A 16,570-nucleotide genomic window follows, 5' to 3' on the forward strand; every position below is an offset into this window, starting at 1 on the left:
GCGTTTCGGCCGCCCGGCCATGTCGTTTTTACAGCGGCGCTTGCCCGATCGATCGGCGATGCTGACCTGACATGGCAATTCAAACCAAGACCCAAGCCGCAGTCGAACCGGAGCATGACAGCGCGCCGACGCCGCTGATCGCGATCGCCAGTGTCATCGTGTCTATGGCGCTGATCGCCATCGGCAACGGGCTGATGTTTGCCTACATCCCGGTTCGGCTCGGCGTCGAAAGCTTCGATCCGACCTGGGCCGGGCTGATCGTCACCGGCCTGTCGGCCGGCGGTCTTGCCGGCTGCATCCTGACCGGGCCGCTGGTGCGCGGGGTCGGCCATGCCCGCGCCTTCATGGTGCTGTCGGCGCTGATCGCGCTGTCAAACGCGGCCATCGGCGCCGGTCCGCACCCCGTGCCGTGGATCGGCGCGCGCGCCCTCTACGGCTTTGCCATATGCGGCCTGTTCATCGTCGCGCAAAGCTGGCTGAACGATGCCGTGGCCAACGCCATACGCGGCCGGGTGATGGCCTTTTTCTACGTCGCCTATGTCGCAGGGCTCGGCGTCGGCTATGCGACGCTGGCGCTGGTCGACATCAAAACCGCGGATGCGCCGTTGATCGGCATTGCCTTCACCGCTTTGTCGATCCTGCCGGTCGGCATGACGCGGCTGGCGCAGCCACCGGCGCCGCAGGCCGCCTCCGTGGCACTGCGCCGGGCCTGGCGGATTTCGCCGGTCGGCGTTGCCGGCATGCTGGCGGTCGGTGGCCTGTCGATGTCGATTTCCGGTTTCGCGCCGATCCACGCCACGGCCAAGGGCTACAGCCAGGCCGATGTGGCGTTGCTGCTTTCGGTGATGCCGCTCGGCACGCTGATCCTGCAGCTTCCCTTCGGCTGGATTTCCGACCGCACCGATCGCCGCTACGTGCTGATCGGGGCATCCGCGCTGGCCGCGGTGGCCGGCATGTTCGCGCTCGGTTTCGACGGCGGTGCGCTGCCGGCGCTGCTGGTGATCTATGTCATGTGGGACGGCGCCTCGGAATCGATCTATTCGCTGTCCAGCGCGCACGCCGCCGACCGGGCCGGCAAGGACGACATGGTGGCGCTGTCCAGCTCGCTCCTGTTCGCCTGGTCGCTGGCCGGGTTCGTGGTGCCGGGTATCGTCACGGCGCTGTCGGCCGTCTTCGGTACGCAGGCCTTCATCTATGTTGCTGTCGTCATCGCCTGCGCCTTCTGCCTGTTCGTGCTGTTGCGCGTGTTCACCACACAGGCGGTGCCTGCCACCGAGACCGGCAGCTTCGCGCCGATGACGGCACAGGCGCCGCTGCCGGTCGAACTCGCTTATGCGCCGGACGAGACGGCAGGCCGGACCAAGGACTGAACAGGTTTCCTTCGCACGGCCGTGGGGAAAGCGCTCTGAACGCCTCGCGGCTGCTTACTGCTTACGGGTCTCTTGTGCCGGCGCTTCCGGCGGCGGCAGCGGGATGGAGATGCCCTCGCTGTCGAAAGCCTGCTTTGCCCGCTTCGTCATGTCGATATTCGTGGAGAAGTAATCGGCCGCCGAGGTCCAATAGCGCAAGGTGAGCGAAACGGTCGTATCGCCGAGGCTGGCCACGAAGGCGACCGGCGCCGGTTCACGACGGATGCGCTTGTCGGCGCCGGCAAGGGCAAGCAATGTCTTCTGCGCGCCGTCGATATCGTTCCACGAGCCGATGCTCAAGCTGATGTCGGCGCGGCGCACGCCGTTGCGCGAAAAGTTGCGCACCGGCTGGTTCCACAGCGTCGAATTGGGCGCCAGTATGTAGACGCCGTCGGCGGTCCTGAGCCTGGTGGCGAACAGGCCGATTTCCTCGATCGACCCTGAAATGGCGCCGACCTCGACGGATTCGCCGATGCGGAATGGCCGCAGCGCGAGAAGCATGATGCCGGCGGCGATGTTCTGCAGCGTGCCTTGCAGCGCCAGGCCGATGGCCAGGCCGATGGCGCCGATCGCGGCGATGATCGAGGCGGTCTGCACGCCGAACTGGCCGAGCACCATGATGACGACCAGGATCAGGATGGCATAGCGGACGATCTTGGAAAAGAAATGCCGCAGCGTCGCGTCGAAACCGTGGATATGGCCGAGGCCGGCAAAGATCGAGCGCTCGGCGAGGCCGGCGACGATATAGCCGACCACCAGCAGGATGATGGCGCCGATGGCCGAGAAGGAATAGGAGACAATCAGCGTACTGAGCTGCGCCAGGCCGGCCTGGACTGTGAGAAGCGTGTTTTGTGGGTCGATCGGCATGGCGGGATTCCGGTTGGTCGGTCAGCCGATAACCCATGCCAGACGCCAGGGTTCCGATCTTTTTTGCGCCCCGCATGGAACAAGTTGGCAATCGGCGAGTTCGCGTGAGTTGTGACTGCGTCTTGAAACTGCAACGGAACTCTGCCTATCTAAGTGGTGTCACCTGCTTTTGGGGTGATTTGGTTGTTCTTGCTGCGAAAGGAAATACACTGAGAACAGCACTGCGGAAGAAGGCCGACATCGTGCCTTCGCCGGCCGGGATCAGCGTAAACGACGCCGTGTCCCGCGCCATCAACACAGTCCTTGCCAGTCTGGAAGACTCCAAGGCCGAAAACATCGTCTCAATCGACATTCAGGGGAAATCGAGCCTCGGCGACTACATGGTCGTCGCGTCGGGCCGATCGCACCGCCATGTCTCGGCTGTCGCCGACCATCTCCTCAAGGCGCTCAAGGATGCCGGCCTCGGCACGGCGCGCGTCGAAGGGCTGTCCGGCGCCGACTGGGTCCTGATCGATTCGGGCGACATCATCGTCCACGTCTTCCGCCCCGAAGTCCGCGAATTCTACAATCTCGAAAAGATGTGGCAGGCGCCGGATCTCGAGGAAGAGACCCTCCACTAAGCCGCCTTTGTTTTGATGCATGTCATAGCCCCGAAACCGCTTCCCACTTTTGGGTGACATGCATTAGCGGCTTATAGAGGCGAGGATGAAGATTTCAGTTCATGCCGTGGGCCGAATGAAAGCCGGCCCCGAGCGGGAGTTGGCCGACCGCTATTTCGAGCGCTTCGCCAAGAGCGGGCCGGCGGTCGGGCTTGAATTTGCCGGGATAACCGAGATCACCGAGGGCCGGGCGCAGAGCGCGATCGAGCGCCAGCGCGACGAAGGCTCCCGACTGCAGGCGCAGTTGCAGCCGGGCACGGCGCTGATCCTGCTCGATGAGCGCGGCAAGAGCCTTTCCTCGCAGGATTTAGCCAATCGCATCGGGCAGTTGCGCGACGGTGGGCGCAAGGCGCTGGTTTTGGCCATAGGGGGCGCCGACGGCCACGATCCGCCGCTGCGCGACCAAGCAGATCTGGTGCTGTCATTCGGTGCGCTGACGTGGCCGCATCAGCTGGTGCGGGTGATGCTGGGGGAGCAGCTCTATAGGGTGGCGACGATCCTTTCCGGCCACCCCTATCATCGCGCCTGAGCCTGCCGCTAGAGTTGCAATCAGCAGTGATTCGTCGCCCATTGCCCGGATTTCCGCCCCAATGCCGAGCTAGATTCGGAATCTGTGGTTTTGATGCATGTCGTTGCCCAAACGGGGACCATTTGGGCAACATCCATTCGGGGACGGGCTGGTCAAACATGGTTGATGGTTCGTTAACGAAGCCGCGGATAGTATAGATCGCGAATGTCTGAGGGCTGGAAATCGACAACGGGACCGACAGGGGGCTCCTGGCGCGCGCGCTGCGGCATGGCCGCGGCGGCGATGTTCCTGTCGTTCCACTCGGCGCGGGCCGAAAACACGCTCGACATGGCGCCCGATCCGGACCAGAGCCGCGCCGAGTACGAGCAGGTTTCCAAGGAAATAACGCTGTCGTCCGAACGGCTTGCCAAGCTCGCCGCCGATATCGCCGCGGTCAAGAAGGATCATGCCTCGATTACCGCCGCGCTGATCCAGTCGGCAATGACCGAGCAGAAGCTTGGCCAGGACATCGAGGATATCGGCGCCAAGCTGGAAGGGCTGAAGAACCAGCAACAAAAAATCCGCGCCTCGCTCATGGCGCGGCGCGACGTGCTGGCCGAAGTGCTGGGCGCGCTGCAGCGCATGGGGCTCAACCCGCCGCCGGCGATCCTGGTCAAACCGGAGGACGCGCTGTCGTCGGTGCGCAGCGCCATCCTGCTCGGCGCCGTGGTGCCGGAATTGCGCCAGCAGACCGACAGCCTGCTGGCCGACCTCAAGGAGCAGACCCGGGTGACGGCCTCGATCGAGGCCGAGCGGGCGCGGCTGACGGACGCTGTGAGCGAACAGGTGGCGGAAAAGAAGCGGCTCGGCATGCTGCTGGAAGCCAAGCAGAAGCTCGAGGCCGATACGCAGGCGCAAATGGCGGCCGAACAGCAGCGTTCCGAGCAGTTGGCGGCCAAGGCCTCCAGCCTGAAGGACCTGATCGCCTCGCTCGAAGCGCAGGCCGACAAGGCCCGCAAGGCCGCGGATGCCGCAAAGGCAGCCGCCGCGAGCCGACCGGGTGACGTTCAGACCAGTGACGGAAACGATGGCGGCGACAAAACGGCATCGCTGGCGTCACTGCCGGTTCCCGAAGGCAACCGGCTCACCGCGACCGCGCCCTTTTCGGCGCTGCAGGGGCAGATCGCGCTGCCGGTCACCGGCCGCATCAAACGCCGGTTTGGCGCGGATGATGGTAATGGCGCGGTGATGCTTGGCGACATGCTTGCGACACAATCGGGAGCCATCGTCACCGCTCCGGCGGATGGGAATGTGCTTTATGCGGGGCCGTTTCGCTCCTATGGTCAACTCTTGATCCTCAATGCTGGCGACGGTTATCATGTCGTTCTGGCGGGGATGAGCAGAATCAGCGTCGTGACTGGCCAGTCAGTGCTCGCAGGAGAGCCGGTCGGTGCGATGGGAGAGGCCCGGGTGGCAAGCACCTCGGTTTCGAAGAATGGAAATGCCACGCCGGAACTCTATGTCGAGTTCCGAAAGGATGGAAAACCCGTCGATCCGGCCCCATGGTGGGCGGACCGTTTTTCTGGAAGGACGTGAAATGATGCGGAAACTGTCGCTTCTGTTTGCCGGTGCGCTGATGGGCGCATCCGCCATGAGCCTTGTCTATGGCGCTCCTGGCTCGTCGGCGAACGCTGCGGGATCGGAGACCTACAAGCAGTTGGCGATCTTCGGCGACATCTTCGAGCGGGTGCGGGCACAATATGTCACGCCGCCCGACGACAAGTCGCTGGTCGAGAACGCCATCAACGGCATGCTTTCCTCTCTCGATCCGCACTCCTCCTACATGAACGCCGAACAGGCGCAGGACATGCGCGTGCAGACCAAGGGCGAGTTCGGCGGCCTCGGCATCGAGGTCACCATGGAGAACGACCTGGTCAAGGTGATCACGCCGATCGACGATACGCCGGCCGCCAAGGCCGGCGTGCTGGCCGGCGACTACATCGCCAAGATCGACGGCGAAGAGGTTCGCGGCCTGACGCTCAACGACGCGGTCGAAAAGATGCGCGGCCTGGTCAACACGCCGATCAAGCTCACCATCCTGCGCCAGGGCGCCGACAAGCCGATCGAGCTGACGGTGGTGCGCGACATCATCAAGGTCAAGGCGGTCAAGTTCCGCGTCGAGAACGACATCGGCTACATGAAGATCACCTCCTTCACCGAAAAGACCTATGACGACCTCGAGAACGCCATCGACACCATCAAGAAGCAGGTGCCGGACGACAAGCTCAAGGGCTATGTGCTCGACCTGCGCCTCAATCCGGGCGGTCTGCTCGACCAGGCGGTGAGCGTGTCCGACGCCTTCCTGAAGCGCGGCGAGATCGTCTCGACACGTGGCCGCGATCCGAAGGACGTCACCCGCTTCGACGCCAAGCCGAAGCAAACCGACGACATCAACGGCAAGCCGATGATCGTGCTCGTCAATGGCGGCTCGGCCAGTGCGTCCGAAATCGTCGCCGGCGCGCTGCAGGATCTGCGCCGCGTCACGGTGGTGGGCACGCAGTCCTTCGGCAAGGGTTCGGTGCAGACCATCATTCCGCTCGGCGAGAATGGTGCGTTGCGGCTGACGACGGCGCTCTATTACACGCCATCGGGCAAGTCGATCCAGGGCAAGGGCATTACGCCCGATATCAAGGTCGACCAGCCGCTGCCGCCGGAACTGCAGGGCAGAGACCTGACGCGCGGCGAGTCCGATCTCAAGGGCCATATCAAGGGCGCCGACGAGAGCAAGACCGGCTCGGGCTCGGCAGCCTATGTGCCGCCGGATCCGAAGGACGATCTGCAGCTGATCTTTGCAGAGCAGCTGCTGCGTGGACAGAAGACCGATCCGGCTTTCCCGCCGAATCCGGAAAAGGCCGTGCTCAACCAGTAACGGTTTGGTCGGCCAGGTCTGGCCGCCTGAACGAAGCAATGCGATGCTGCCGGGACCGAAAGGTTCCGGCAGTTTGATTCGGGGAGGCAAGACCAAGCCTCCGGATGCGGCGCCATGGGTGCGCCAGGGTTGATGAATTTCGCGCATGTGGCCGAAAGGGTCGCCTTCGGAACCATGCGCCCCGGGGACAGGGCTTGGCTGATATCGGCAAGGACATCGAACGTCCGCTTGGACAGACGCTCCGGGCGCCGCGCGCTGCCCGCAAGGTCAGCGCCGGCGTGGTCGCGTCGACCGTTGTCGTGCTGGCGCTGGTCGGCGTCTCGGCCGCGATCGCACTCAGGGAAAAGCCGTTTCGAAAGCCGCAAGAGGTCGCCGTTTCGACGCCGAAAGTGACTGCCGCTGCCCCGCCCGCCGCCGTGCCATCCGCTCTGGCCCCGGGCGCGGCGCCAAAGGTTGAAACGCCGTCCAAGACCGGCGGTCCTCAGATCATCCATGTGCAGAAGGAGGAGGGCGATGGTCCTCCGCAGGCCGCCATCGTCATCCGCGATCTGTCTGGTATCGGGCAGAACCTGAAGATCGCGCATCTTCCCGACAAGGCGCTGATCGAAGCCAGCGACACCGGACCGCTGCCGATACGCTCCGCCGATGGAAGGCGGCCGTTCGACGTCTATGCACGGCCGTGGTCCGGCGCGCGTGGGGCGCGGGTGGCGATCGTCATCGGCGGGTTGGGCGTCTCGCAGACCGGCACCCAGGCAGCGATCGCCAAGCTGCCGGCGGAAGTGACGCTCGCCTTCGCGCCGCAAGGCAACAGCATCGGCCGCTGGATGCAGGCCGCCCGGCAGAGCGGCCACGAGATCGTCATGCAGGTGCCGCTCGAACCGTTCGACTATCCCAACGTCAATCCCGGCCGCAACACGCTGACCGTGGCGGCGAGCGCCGAGGAGAACCTCAAGAATTTGCACTGGGCGCTGTCGCGCACGACGAACTATACCGGCGTCATGAACTATATGGGCGCGCGTTTCTCCGCCGACCCGGCGGCGATGCAGCCGTTCATGGCCGAACTCGGCAAACGGGGTCTCGCCTATATAGACGACGGCTCGTCGGCGCGCAGCCTGGCGCCCGACCTGGCGCTGAAGGACGGCGTGCCCTTCGTCGCCGGCGATACGGCGATCGACGCCGTGCAGGATCGCGGCGCCATCCTGAAGAAACTCGACGGCCTCGAAGCCACGGCGCGGGCCAAGGGCACTGCCGTCGGCATCGGCTCGGCCTTCGATCTCACGGTCGACATCGTCTCATCCTGGATTGCCGAGGCCAGGAAGCGCGGCATCGAGATCGTGCCGATTTCAGCGGTGGCGATCGATCCGCAAAAGGGTTAGCCATCGCAAGATGGCTGGAGAGACTGATTGATGCCGAAGACGAAAATGGTCGACCGCGAAACGCTGCCCTACCGTCCCTGTGTCGGGCTGATGATCCTCAATGGCGAGGGCCTGGTCTGGGTCGGGCATCGCATTGCCGAACCCGACAGCGAATTCGCCGGCACGACGCAGCTCTGGCAGATGCCGCAAGGCGGCATCGACAAGGGTGAGGAGCCGCTGCAGGCGGCCGAGCGCGAGCTTTATGAGGAGACCGGCATGCGCAGCGTCTCGCTGCTCGCCGAAGCGCCGGACTGGATCAATTACGACCTGCCGGACCATCTCGTCGGCATTGCCTTCAAGGGCCGGTATCGCGGCCAGACACAGAAATGGTTCGCCTTCCGCTTCCATGGCGAGAGCAGCGAAATCCAGATCAATCCGCCGCCAGGCGGCCACACCGCCGAATTCGACAAATGGTCGTGGCGGCCGATGCAGGACCTGCCCGACCTGATCGTGCCGTTCAAGCGCAGGGTCTATGAAGACGTGGTGGCGGCGTTCAGTCATCTGGCGCGGTAGTCGCGCGTGGAGGTTGCCGCGTTGGTACGAGGGTCGTATTGATGGCCGATGCAATGAGGGTCGCCATGAACGACGCCGTCAACCGGTCCGCTGCGAAAACCGTCACCGGTTGGCCGGTCAGCGAAGCGGCGGCCGGCGCGATCCTGACGATCGATCTCGGCGCGGTCCGTGAAAACTACCGGCGGCTGAAGGCGCGGCTGGGCGGCGTGGCCTGCGCCGGCGTGGTCAAGGCCAATGGCTACGGCCTCGGCGCGGCTCAGGTGGCTGCGGCCCTGATCCGCGAAGGCTGCGGCATCTTCTTTGTCGCGCTGCTGGCCGAAGGCATCGCGCTGCGCAAGGCGATCGGGACCGGGCCGGACATCTACGTGCTGAACGGGCTGCCGCCTGGCTCGGAGCCGGAAGCGGTGGCGGCAGGGCTCTGCGCGGTCATCAACAGTGGCGCGCAGTTGAAGGCCTGGCGCGCGGCGGCGCGCGATGCCGGTCGCCGGCTGCCGGCGGCCATCCAGGTCGACAGCGGCATGTCTCGGCTCGGCATGGCGCCCGTCGAGGTCGAGGCGCTGGCCGGGGATAGCAGTGCGTTCGACGGCATCGACGTTAGATATGTCATGAGCCACCTGGCCTGCGCCGACGAGCCGCGCCATCCGGCCAACGAACAGCAGAGGCTGGCCTTTGAACGGCTGCGCGCCATGCTTCCCGAGGCGCCCGCCTCGCTCGCCAATTCCTCCGGCATCTTTCTCGGGCCGTCCTATCATCACGATCTCGCTCGGCCGGGAGCGGCGCTCTACGGCATCAACCCGACGCCCGGCGAGCCCAATCCGATGCTGCCCGCGGTGTGGCTGCAGGCCAAGGTGGCGCAGACGCGCCGCGTCGAAAAGGGCGCCGGCATCGGCTATGGCCACAGCTATCACGCGGACGCTCCGCTGAGCCTGGCGACGATTTCGTTCGGTTATGCGGATGGCTGGCTGCGCCGCTCTGCTTCGGCGGCCTGGTTCGAGGGCGTGCGCCTGCCTTTCCTCGGGCGTGTGTCGATGGATTCGATCATTCTCGACATTTCGGCCCTGCCGCCCGGCAGGCTGCGCGAGGGTGATCTGGTCGAGCTGCTCGGTCCCTCGCAGAGCGTCGACGACGCCGCCGGCCATGCCGGCACCATCGGCTATGAAATCCTGGCCAGTCTCGGCCCGCGCTTTCACCGCCGCTATGTCGGCGGTTGAGCGGTTTGGCCGCGCTTGACAAGCGGGCGCCTGTCGGCAAGGTTCGGGGCATGAGCAACCTCGCTTACACCAGAACCTTGTTCAAGGTCTGCCCGATCGCGGGATCGTAGCCCCGGCGCGGCCGCCTTCCGGCGTCCGTCCGTATCGGGGCATCCATACATCCAAAACCGCCATCAAGCCGTACAGCCCTTCGCGGCTGCCGGCCTTTCATCACGCCGCCGTCAGTGCGGTGGCAAGCGCGTATCCATTCGATGCGCGGATCCAAGAGGTTTGCCATGCAACATGCAACAGGACCGCGTCCATTGAGCCGGATTCTGATCAGTGACACCGACCATGAGAGGTTGACCGGCCTGGCGAGAGCCTTGCTCGACCGTGCCCCCGAGACGGCCGAGGAACTGCTCTTCGAAATGGACCGCGCCGTCGTCACGGACGCGGCGGCGATGCCGGCCGACGTGGTGCGCATGGGCTCGATCGTGACGGTCCGCGGCGAAGGCGGGGAGACCCAGCGCATCATGCTGGTCTATCCCGGCGAAGCCGACATTGCCGAAAACAGGATCTCGGTGCTGACGCCGATGGGAACGGCGCTCATCGGAGCGGCGATCGGGCAGGCGGTGTGCTGGAGCAGTCGTGGCGGCCGTGAACTGTCGGTGACGGTCGAAGCCGTCGACACGCCGGCCTCCGGCGCGCAGCGGCGCTGATCGTGGAGGCGGTTATGAAAAGCACGACTTGCTGCCTGACGACGAAGGACCGCGCCGTCCTCGAAATCATGCTCGAGCGCCGGCGGGCATTCGCGGATCCGATCGTGCAGATGCTCGAACGCAAGCTTTCAAGCGCCGATATCGTCCCGATCGATTCGGTCGGCCCCGACATCGTCACGATGAACAGCAGGGTGGTGTTCAGCGTCGATGCCGGTCACGCCGAGACGCGCACACTGGTGCAGAACGAGGTGCGCGGACCGGTGGGCTCCAGCCTGTCGGTGGCAACCAGGCGTGGGCTGTGCATGCTTGGCATGGCGCAGGGCCAAGCGGCGTCGATCGAGCACGCCGACGGCCGGCGGGAGTCGATCCTGATCAAGGCCGTGCTCTACCAGCCGGAGGCTGCCCGGCGCGCGCTCAGGCAGAAAGACCGGACCGACGGGCGGCGACTGCCCGGGCTCACTCTCGTCTACAGCGCCGCGGACGATTGGCGGCCCCTTGGCGAGACGGCCGGAATGCGGCAGACAGAAGATGACGACCCCGGTCCCTCGGCGGCGTGAATGGGCAACGGCGCATGGTTCTCGAAAATCGCCATCGATTTTCATTTGGGATCATGCGCAAATCGAGAAATGCGGTGGCGTCCACGGGCGTCCTGAGGACGCGCGGCGCGGCAAGGAGTGAACGATGCAGATCATGGTGCTGGGCGGCGGCGTCATCGGGGTGACCACGGCCTATTATCTTGCCGAGGCCGGCCACGAGGTGACGGTGCTCGACCGCCAGAAAGGCCCGGCGCTGGAAACCAGTTTCGCCAATGCCGGCGAGATTTCGCCCGGCTATGCCTCGCCCTGGGCCGGGCCCGGCATTCCGCTGAAGGCGATCAAATGGCTGTTGATGAAGCATGGCCCGCTGGTGGTGCGGCCGGCCTTCGATCCGCATATGTGGACCTGGCTGGTCAGGATGCTGCGCAACTGCACGGCCGAACGCTATGCCGTCAACAAGTCGCGCATGGTGCCGCTGGCCGAATACAGCCGCGACACGCTGAAGGCGCTGCGCGAGGCGACCGGCATCACCTATGACGAGCGCACCCAGGGCACGCTGCAGCTGTTTCGCACGCAAAAACAGCTCGACGGCACCGGTGGCGATGTCGAGGTGCTGAAGAAATATGGCGTGCCCTACGAGATCCTCGACCAGCACGGCTGCATCGCGGCGGAGCCGGCGCTGGCCGGCGTGCGCGAGAAATTCGTCGGCGGGCTCAGGCTGCCGCATGACGAGACCGGCGACTGCAAGATATTCACCGAGAAACTGGCGGAGCTCTGCGTGGCGCGCGGCGTCAAGTTCGAATACGACACGACGATCTGGCGCGTCCTGCGCAGCCGCAACCGCATTGCCAATCTCAGCACCAGCAAGGGGTTCAAGGCCTCCGAAGCCTATGTGATGGCGCTGGGCAGCTACTCGGCCGGCTTCATGCGCCGGATGAAACGGTCGATCCCGGTCTATCCGGTCAAGGGCTATTCGATCACCGTGCCGATCAAGGATGCCGCCCTGGCGCCGGTGTCGACTGTGATGGATGAAACCTACAAGGTGGCGATCACCCGGCTGGGCGACCGCATCCGCGTCGGCGGCACGGCCGAGATTTCAGGCTTCGATCTCAGGCTGCACGAATCGCGGCGGCGCACGCTCGAACATTCGGTCGGCGATCTCTTTGCGGGCGCCGGCGCCATGCGCGAGGCGACCTTCTGGTGCGGCCTGCGGCCGATGACGCCGGATGGGCCTCCGCTGATCGGCCGCACCGAGCTTTCCAATCTCTTCCTCAACACCGGCCATGGCACGCTCGGCTGGACCATGGCCTGCGGCTCGGCCAAGGTGCTGGCCGACATCATGTCGAACAAGGTGCCCGACATCGATGCCCGTGCCCTGGCGCAGGAGCGCTACCTGAAATAGGCGCGGCGCGGGAAGATCAGAACGCCTGCTTGACCCAGGCCTCGTCGAACAGCAGCCGATAGGCCCATGGGATCGTCGCGTTGCTGGAAACCGGGTTCGAGTGGGCGAGATAGTCGTCATAGATCGGCTTCATCCTGACGTAGAAGGCGGGATCGAGCACCATCATGCCGTTCTCCGAATCGTGGAAGAAGCTGCGGTTGTTGAGATTGACCGAGGAGATGGCGACCAGCCTTTCGTCGACCATCATGATCTTGGAGTGCAGCACCACGTCGGGCGCCTTGAACTCGCGAATGTTGATGCGGTCGCCATATTTCTCGACGAACAGCTTGTTGAGCGCGGTGAGGAACTTGCCGCCAATGTCGCCCTTGAGATCGATGCGGCCGACAATGTCGATCTTGACGCCGCGGGCGAGCGCCCGGTCAAAGGCCTGGGCGAGGCTCGGCGTCAGGTTGAGGTAGGGGTTGACGATCTGGACATGGTGGCGGGCGGCGTCGACCAGTTCGACGAAATAGGCCTCCAGCGCATGGTCGTCCTCATAGGGCACGGAAATGAAATGACGGGCATTGCCCCGCGGGCGGCCATCTCCACGGACCGGGATGGAGAAGGGGCGCGCCAGATTGGTGTCGGCATCGCGTAACCATATCGTCGACAGATGCGCGGCGAGCGTCTCGACCGTTGCCCGGTCGGCGAACTCGATGTCGAAGTCGCTCCAGTTCGAATAGTAGTTCAGCGAAAAGCCGTCGGTCTTGGCGTATTGCTGCAGGTCCCGATAGCGCGACAGGTCGATCGGGCTATGGAACAGGAAGCCGTCATGGATGTTGCGGCCGCCGATGATGACGCGCGAGCGCGCAGGGTCCAGCGCCAGCGTCGCCAGCATCTTGATATGATGGGTCTTGTGCAGCTGTGAGATCTGCTCGTCGATCGGCGCGCCGTGATCGGCGCGCCAGCGATATTCCTGCAGCTCGACGTTGGGGAACTCCGCCGCCAGCCGGTGCAGCATGGCGTCGTCCTTTTCGCGCTCCAGCATGTCGGTGACCAGGATGCGCACCTTGGTGCCAAGGGCGGCATGGTGGCGGATCAGCCGCTCGATGATGCGGCCGGAAAAGTCGGCCTTGAATTCGAGCGACGACAGATAGATCAGCTTCAGCCGTGGCGCCCTGGAGAAATCGAGCGGCAGTTCCGGGTCGCCTTTGTCTATTGCCGCATCGGACAGCGGTGCGCCCATCAGGGCCTCGACCTTGGCGTTGAAGCCGTCGCGCGACTTGCGTAGCAGCCGGGGCTCGCCGATTGGCAGGGCGCAGGTCTGCGACAGCCAGCGGCTGGCATAGAAGGCGCGCTCGAGCGCGTCGAGGCCGGCGCTGGCGGGGACCGGGCAGCGCTCGTAGCGGCTGTCGAAGCTGGCGAGAGCCGGATCCGCGGTCTCTTCCCGCCGGATGGTGAGCGGCGCGCCGGCCGGGGCAAGGCTGGAGCGGACCTTTGCCGTGCAGCGGTTCAGCCTGTCGCTGGGGAACAGGCTGACCGTGTCGTCCTCGCCCGACAGGCGGAAGCGAAATGTCGCGCCGGCGGCGATGGTGCGCGCGGCTCCGGCGTTGCGGATCGCCAATGCGCCGTCGCAGGTGGCCTCGATGTCGGCCGGCTGCTCGCCCGCCTGGCGCACGACGATCTCGGTGCTGCGCGCCTGCAGGCCGGAGAAATCGAAACTCCTGGGTGCCGAGGGCCGCGCCGCCGCATCGATGTAGAGGGTCTGCCGCGACACCCGCCAGCGTCCGATGAAACGACCCTCGCCGCTAACGCCATTGGCCGGCGGCAGATGCGTCCTGGCGACCGGTCCAGCCAGTTGTTGCAGCGTCGAATAGGTGGCCTGGAAGTCGCTGTTCTGCACGTCGCGGCGGTTGCGCCCGAAGGGGCCGGTGCCGTTGGCGCGGTCCATGGCGCCGAGCTGATTGTGGGCGAGCAGCGCCAGGAACCGCCTTTCGTAGTCGCTGGCGCCGGCATCGCCAAAAAACTGCGACGCCGCGGCCTGTGGCTCAGGCATGCTTGCTGACAGCGATGGCCGCGCACAGGCCGCCTCTCCCGGCAGGAGATCGCAGGCATCGCGGCCTGTGCCGGCACAACCCGCAAGGGCGGTCAGCCCGAACAGGGCAAGCATGACAAATGCGTGGCGATTCACCCGGTGGCTCCGGCCTTCATGGCGCTCAACTGAGCCGGGTCGCGCGGCGGCATGAAGCCTTGGGGGAACACCTTGCAGACGGGGATGGCGAAGGTAGCGATCAGCAATTCCGCCTCGCCGCGCATCTTGCGTGGCGCCGTCTTGTCATCACGGATCGCCCTGGCGGAGGCGACGAGCGCGCCGTCGCAATCGCAATGATTGTGGCGGGCGATGTAGCAGGCGTCGTGGGTCTGGCACACCGCGTCGAGGCGGTCGACCGGCCGGGCCGACAGATCGCCGGTGCGGGTGCCGGGGCCGCAATAATTGCCGAAGACGAAGGGCGAGGGGCGCGCCATGACGTAACGGATTGGTTTGGGCAATTCGGCTTCCGGCACTTTTGTCCACGGGTTGGCGCAGGCCGAAACGAACACCAGCGGCAGGATGGCAAGAACGGCTCGCATTTTTTCCGTGCCAGCTTTCTGAACGATTCCCACCGGCGGCCTGCCCGGCGACCACATGCCTGATGCCACACTGGCTGGTTTTGTGGCAAGCAAAAGGCGGCGTATATCACCTGACCGTGTTATTACCGCGGCGATACAACCTGCCGGGCGCATCGTCCCCGTCTGGCATTTCGCGAGCACCAGTGATGCGTATCGGCTTTGTGGTTGCGAGTGCCGTATTTCTGTCCTGCACCTCGGCGGCCAATGCCGCCGACAAGACCGTTCGCGACAAGGATAACGGATTTTCCCTGACCTTTCCGGAAGCTGGACCAACGAGGAGCCTTCCGGCAAGACGATGCGGCTGAAGATAAAGTCCAGCGATCAGGGCCTCACCTGCCGGATATCGGTCGGTCTCTATGATCCGCAGGCGTCCGGCTCACCCGCCGACCCCAGAGCATTTCTCGAAACTGGCTGGTCGCCGCAGGCCCGGCAAGAGATGGTGGGAGCCGCCTTTGCCTCGGCGGTCTTCAGCAACGAAAAGTTGATCCGCTTTCCCGATGGCTATCCGGCACGCTTTCCCGATGGCTATCCGGCACGAATGAGCGATATGGATTTCCAGGTCGGCGACGGCAGCGCAAGCATTCCCGGTCACGCCAAGGTCGTGCTTTCGCTACGCGGCACCCACTTCGGTCTGGTGACTTGCGGGCTCACGGGCGACAGGCTCGAGCAAATGAAGCAGAAGTGGGCGCCACTGGCCGATGAGGCCGAACGGGTGGCGAGTTCTTTTGTTCTCGACGGACCCTGACTGCTTTTACAGGAAAAGACTTCTTTCCCGCTCCACCGCCTTGGTGATGAAGCCGGCGACGATCTGGATGCGGCGCAGTGGCCTGACCGATTCGTGATAGACCAGCCAGTAGGCGCGGCGGATGGGCGCCACCACGTCGACGGCCACCAGTTCCGGCATCGAGCGGGCGACGAAGGTGTGCAGGATGCCGATGCCGGCGCCCGAGCGCACCGCTTCGGCCTGGCCGAGCGCCGAGGAGATGGCGAAGCTGGTGCGCCAGTCGGCGCTGAATTCGGCCGCGTAATCGAGCGAAGGGCTGACGATGAGATCGGGCACATAGCCGATGAGGGTGTGCCGGCCGAGTTCGGCCGCGGTTTTGGGCAGGCCATTGGCATCGGCGTAGGCGCGCGAGGCAAACAGGCCCAGCGAGTAATCGACCAGCTTTCCCGCCACCAGCCGGCCCTCGGTCGGCCGCTCGACGGTGATGGCAATATCGGCTTCGCGACGCGACAGCGAGAAGGAGCGCGGCACCGGCACGAGCTGGATCGTCAGTTCGCGATGCAGCGCGGTCAGTTCGCCGAGGCGCCTGGCCAGGAAGGCGACGCCGAACCCGTCCGGCGCGCCGATGCGCACGGTGCCGGAGATATCGTCGCCTTCGCCTGATATGGTCGAGCGCGCGGCGATCATGTCGCCCTCCATGCGCTCGGCAATGTCGAGGAAACGCTCACCGGCCGGCGTCAGTTCGCTGCCGGTGGTCAGCCGGCGAAAGAGCTTCGTGCGCAATGCGTCTTCGAGCGCCGCGATGCGGCGAGAGACGGTGGCGTGGTTGAGCTCCAGCCGCCGGGCGGCGCCAAGGATCTGGCCGGCGCGCGCCACGGCGAGGAAGATGCGGACGTCATCCCAGTTCATGGGAATCCCCAGGAGATATCGTGTCGTCAGTCATTTGCGAGAATTGATGCCCGCCCGTCAACCGATATCTAATTTTCGCACAACGGTTGCGTTCTCCCTCGCGTTGCCTTCGCCACCGCAAAGGCGGACAATGCGCCATCA

The 16,570-nt window shown here is 65.1% G+C and carries 16 protein-coding genes; 12 read left to right on the forward strand and 4 right to left on the reverse strand.

Annotated elements, in window-relative coordinates:
• Positions 1-71: 71 nt before the first annotated feature.
• Positions 72-1,370 carry an MFS transporter gene (locus FJ546_RS18690; RefSeq protein ID WP_140890674.1) on the forward strand — a complete coding sequence of 433 codons (1,299 nt, stop codon included), beginning with the start codon at positions 72-74 and terminating at the stop codon, positions 1,368-1,370.
• Positions 1,371-1,424: 54 nt separating this feature from the next.
• Here FJ546_RS18690 and FJ546_RS18695 read toward each other — a convergent pair whose 3' ends face one another.
• Positions 1,425-2,276, reverse strand: a complete 852-nt coding sequence (locus FJ546_RS18695; protein WP_140890675.1) for a mechanosensitive ion channel family protein — start codon at positions 2,274-2,276, stop codon at positions 1,425-1,427.
• Between the two features lie 242 nt (positions 2,277-2,518).
• Between FJ546_RS18695 and rsfS the strand changes: the two genes are divergently transcribed.
• From rsfS to FJ546_RS18745, 10 genes are all read left to right on the forward strand, one after another.
• Positions 2,519-2,896 (forward strand): ribosome silencing factor, encoded by a 378-nt coding sequence (gene rsfS, locus FJ546_RS18700; RefSeq protein WP_010912111.1) that lies wholly within the window; start codon positions 2,519-2,521, stop codon positions 2,894-2,896.
• Between the two features lie 85 nt (positions 2,897-2,981).
• On the forward strand, positions 2,982-3,464 hold the full coding sequence (rlmH, locus tag FJ546_RS18705; RefSeq protein ID WP_095789939.1) for a 23S rRNA (pseudouridine(1915)-N(3))-methyltransferase RlmH: 483 nt from the start codon (positions 2,982-2,984) through the stop codon (positions 3,462-3,464).
• A 204-nt stretch (positions 3,465-3,668) separates the two neighbouring features.
• Entirely contained in the window at positions 3,669-5,039 is a 1,371-nt protein-coding gene (locus tag FJ546_RS18710) for a murein hydrolase activator EnvC (RefSeq protein ID WP_140890676.1), read from the forward strand.
• A 1-nt stretch (position 5,040) separates the two neighbouring features.
• A complete protein-coding gene (locus tag FJ546_RS18715) occupies positions 5,041-6,372 on the forward strand; it encodes a S41 family peptidase (RefSeq protein ID WP_181167987.1) in 1,332 nt (443 codons plus the stop codon).
• A gap of 194 nt (positions 6,373-6,566) precedes the next feature.
• Complete coding sequence (locus FJ546_RS18720) at positions 6,567-7,748, forward strand: divergent polysaccharide deacetylase family protein (protein ID WP_140890677.1); 1,182 nt, start codon at positions 6,567-6,569, stop codon at positions 7,746-7,748.
• A 30-nt stretch (positions 7,749-7,778) separates the two neighbouring features.
• A complete protein-coding gene (locus tag FJ546_RS18725) occupies positions 7,779-8,300 on the forward strand; it encodes an RNA pyrophosphohydrolase (RefSeq protein ID WP_140890678.1) in 522 nt (173 codons plus the stop codon).
• A gap of 65 nt (positions 8,301-8,365) precedes the next feature.
• A complete protein-coding gene (alr, locus tag FJ546_RS18730; RefSeq protein WP_140890679.1) occupies positions 8,366-9,511 on the forward strand; it encodes an alanine racemase in 1,146 nt (381 codons plus the stop codon).
• Between the two features lie 275 nt (positions 9,512-9,786).
• Positions 9,787-10,209, forward strand: coding sequence for a nucleoside diphosphate kinase regulator (gene rnk / locus FJ546_RS18735; RefSeq protein WP_140890680.1), 423 nt, complete (start codon positions 9,787-9,789; stop codon positions 10,207-10,209).
• Positions 10,210-10,223: 14 nt separating this feature from the next.
• The gene (locus FJ546_RS18740; RefSeq protein WP_140890681.1) at positions 10,224-10,766 is read left to right on the forward strand and encodes a nucleoside-diphosphate kinase; all 543 of its coding nucleotides are present in this window, start codon (positions 10,224-10,226) and stop codon (positions 10,764-10,766) included.
• 124 nt (positions 10,767-10,890) lie between these two features.
• Positions 10,891-12,147, forward strand: coding sequence for a D-amino acid dehydrogenase (locus FJ546_RS18745; RefSeq protein WP_140890682.1), 1,257 nt, complete (start codon positions 10,891-10,893; stop codon positions 12,145-12,147).
• Positions 12,148-12,163: 16 nt separating this feature from the next.
• Here FJ546_RS18745 and FJ546_RS18750 read toward each other — a convergent pair whose 3' ends face one another.
• Together FJ546_RS18750 and FJ546_RS18755 are read right to left on the reverse strand one after the other, a co-directional pair.
• Complete coding sequence (locus FJ546_RS18750; RefSeq protein ID WP_181167993.1) at positions 12,164-14,296, reverse strand: phosphatidylserine/phosphatidylglycerophosphate/cardiolipin synthase family protein; 2,133 nt, start codon at positions 14,294-14,296, stop codon at positions 12,164-12,166.
• A gap of 17 nt (positions 14,297-14,313) precedes the next feature.
• The gene (locus FJ546_RS18755; protein WP_140890684.1) at positions 14,314-14,757 is read right to left on the reverse strand and encodes a hypothetical protein; all 444 of its coding nucleotides are present in this window, start codon (positions 14,755-14,757) and stop codon (positions 14,314-14,316) included.
• 334 nt (positions 14,758-15,091) lie between these two features.
• Between FJ546_RS18755 and FJ546_RS18760 the strand changes: the two genes are divergently transcribed.
• Positions 15,092-15,541 (forward strand): hypothetical protein, encoded by a 450-nt coding sequence (locus FJ546_RS18760; RefSeq protein ID WP_246686881.1) that lies wholly within the window; start codon positions 15,092-15,094, stop codon positions 15,539-15,541.
• A gap of 6 nt (positions 15,542-15,547) precedes the next feature.
• Here the strand turns inward: FJ546_RS18760 and FJ546_RS18765 are convergent, their stop codons facing one another.
• Positions 15,548-16,429 carry a LysR family transcriptional regulator gene (locus tag FJ546_RS18765; protein WP_096458081.1) on the reverse strand — a complete coding sequence of 294 codons (882 nt, stop codon included), beginning with the start codon at positions 16,427-16,429 and terminating at the stop codon, positions 15,548-15,550.
• Positions 16,430-16,570 lie beyond the last annotated feature (141 nt).

Source organism: Mesorhizobium sp. B2-4-19 (genome assembly GCF_006441315.1).
Lineage (GTDB): Bacteria > Pseudomonadota > Alphaproteobacteria > Rhizobiales > Rhizobiaceae > Mesorhizobium.

Bases quoted from the DNA above. Each gene is read 5' to 3' on its own strand.
- FJ546_RS18755 (WP_140890684.1), bottom strand. From the start codon at position 14,757: ATGCGAGCCGTTCTTGCCATCCTGCCGCTGGTGTTCGTTTCGGCCTGC.
- FJ546_RS18750 (WP_181167993.1), bottom strand. From the start codon at position 14,296: ATGCTTGCCCTGTTCGGGCTGACCGCCCTTGCGGGTTGTGCCGGCACA.
- rlmH (WP_095789939.1), top strand. From the start codon at position 2,982: ATGAAGATTTCAGTTCATGCCGTGGGCCGAATGAAAGCCGGCCCCGAG.
- FJ546_RS18740 (WP_140890681.1), top strand. From the start codon at position 10,224: ATGAAAAGCACGACTTGCTGCCTGACGACGAAGGACCGCGCCGTCCTC.
- FJ546_RS18725 (WP_140890678.1), top strand. From the start codon at position 7,779: ATGCCGAAGACGAAAATGGTCGACCGCGAAACGCTGCCCTACCGTCCC.
- FJ546_RS18745 (WP_140890682.1), top strand. From the start codon at position 10,891: ATGCAGATCATGGTGCTGGGCGGCGGCGTCATCGGGGTGACCACGGCC.
- alr (WP_140890679.1), top strand. From the start codon at position 8,366: ATGAACGACGCCGTCAACCGGTCCGCTGCGAAAACCGTCACCGGTTGG.
- FJ546_RS18765 (WP_096458081.1), bottom strand. From the start codon at position 16,429: ATGAACTGGGATGACGTCCGCATCTTCCTCGCCGTGGCGCGCGCCGGC.
- FJ546_RS18710 (WP_140890676.1), top strand. From the start codon at position 3,669: ATGTCTGAGGGCTGGAAATCGACAACGGGACCGACAGGGGGCTCCTGG.
- FJ546_RS18760 (WP_246686881.1), top strand. From the start codon at position 15,092: ATGCGGCTGAAGATAAAGTCCAGCGATCAGGGCCTCACCTGCCGGATA.
- FJ546_RS18690 (WP_140890674.1), top strand. From the start codon at position 72: ATGGCAATTCAAACCAAGACCCAAGCCGCAGTCGAACCGGAGCATGAC.
- FJ546_RS18715 (WP_181167987.1), top strand. From the start codon at position 5,041: ATGATGCGGAAACTGTCGCTTCTGTTTGCCGGTGCGCTGATGGGCGCA.
- FJ546_RS18695 (WP_140890675.1), bottom strand. From the start codon at position 2,276: ATGCCGATCGACCCACAAAACACGCTTCTCACAGTCCAGGCCGGCCTG.
- rnk (WP_140890680.1), top strand. From the start codon at position 9,787: ATGCAACATGCAACAGGACCGCGTCCATTGAGCCGGATTCTGATCAGT.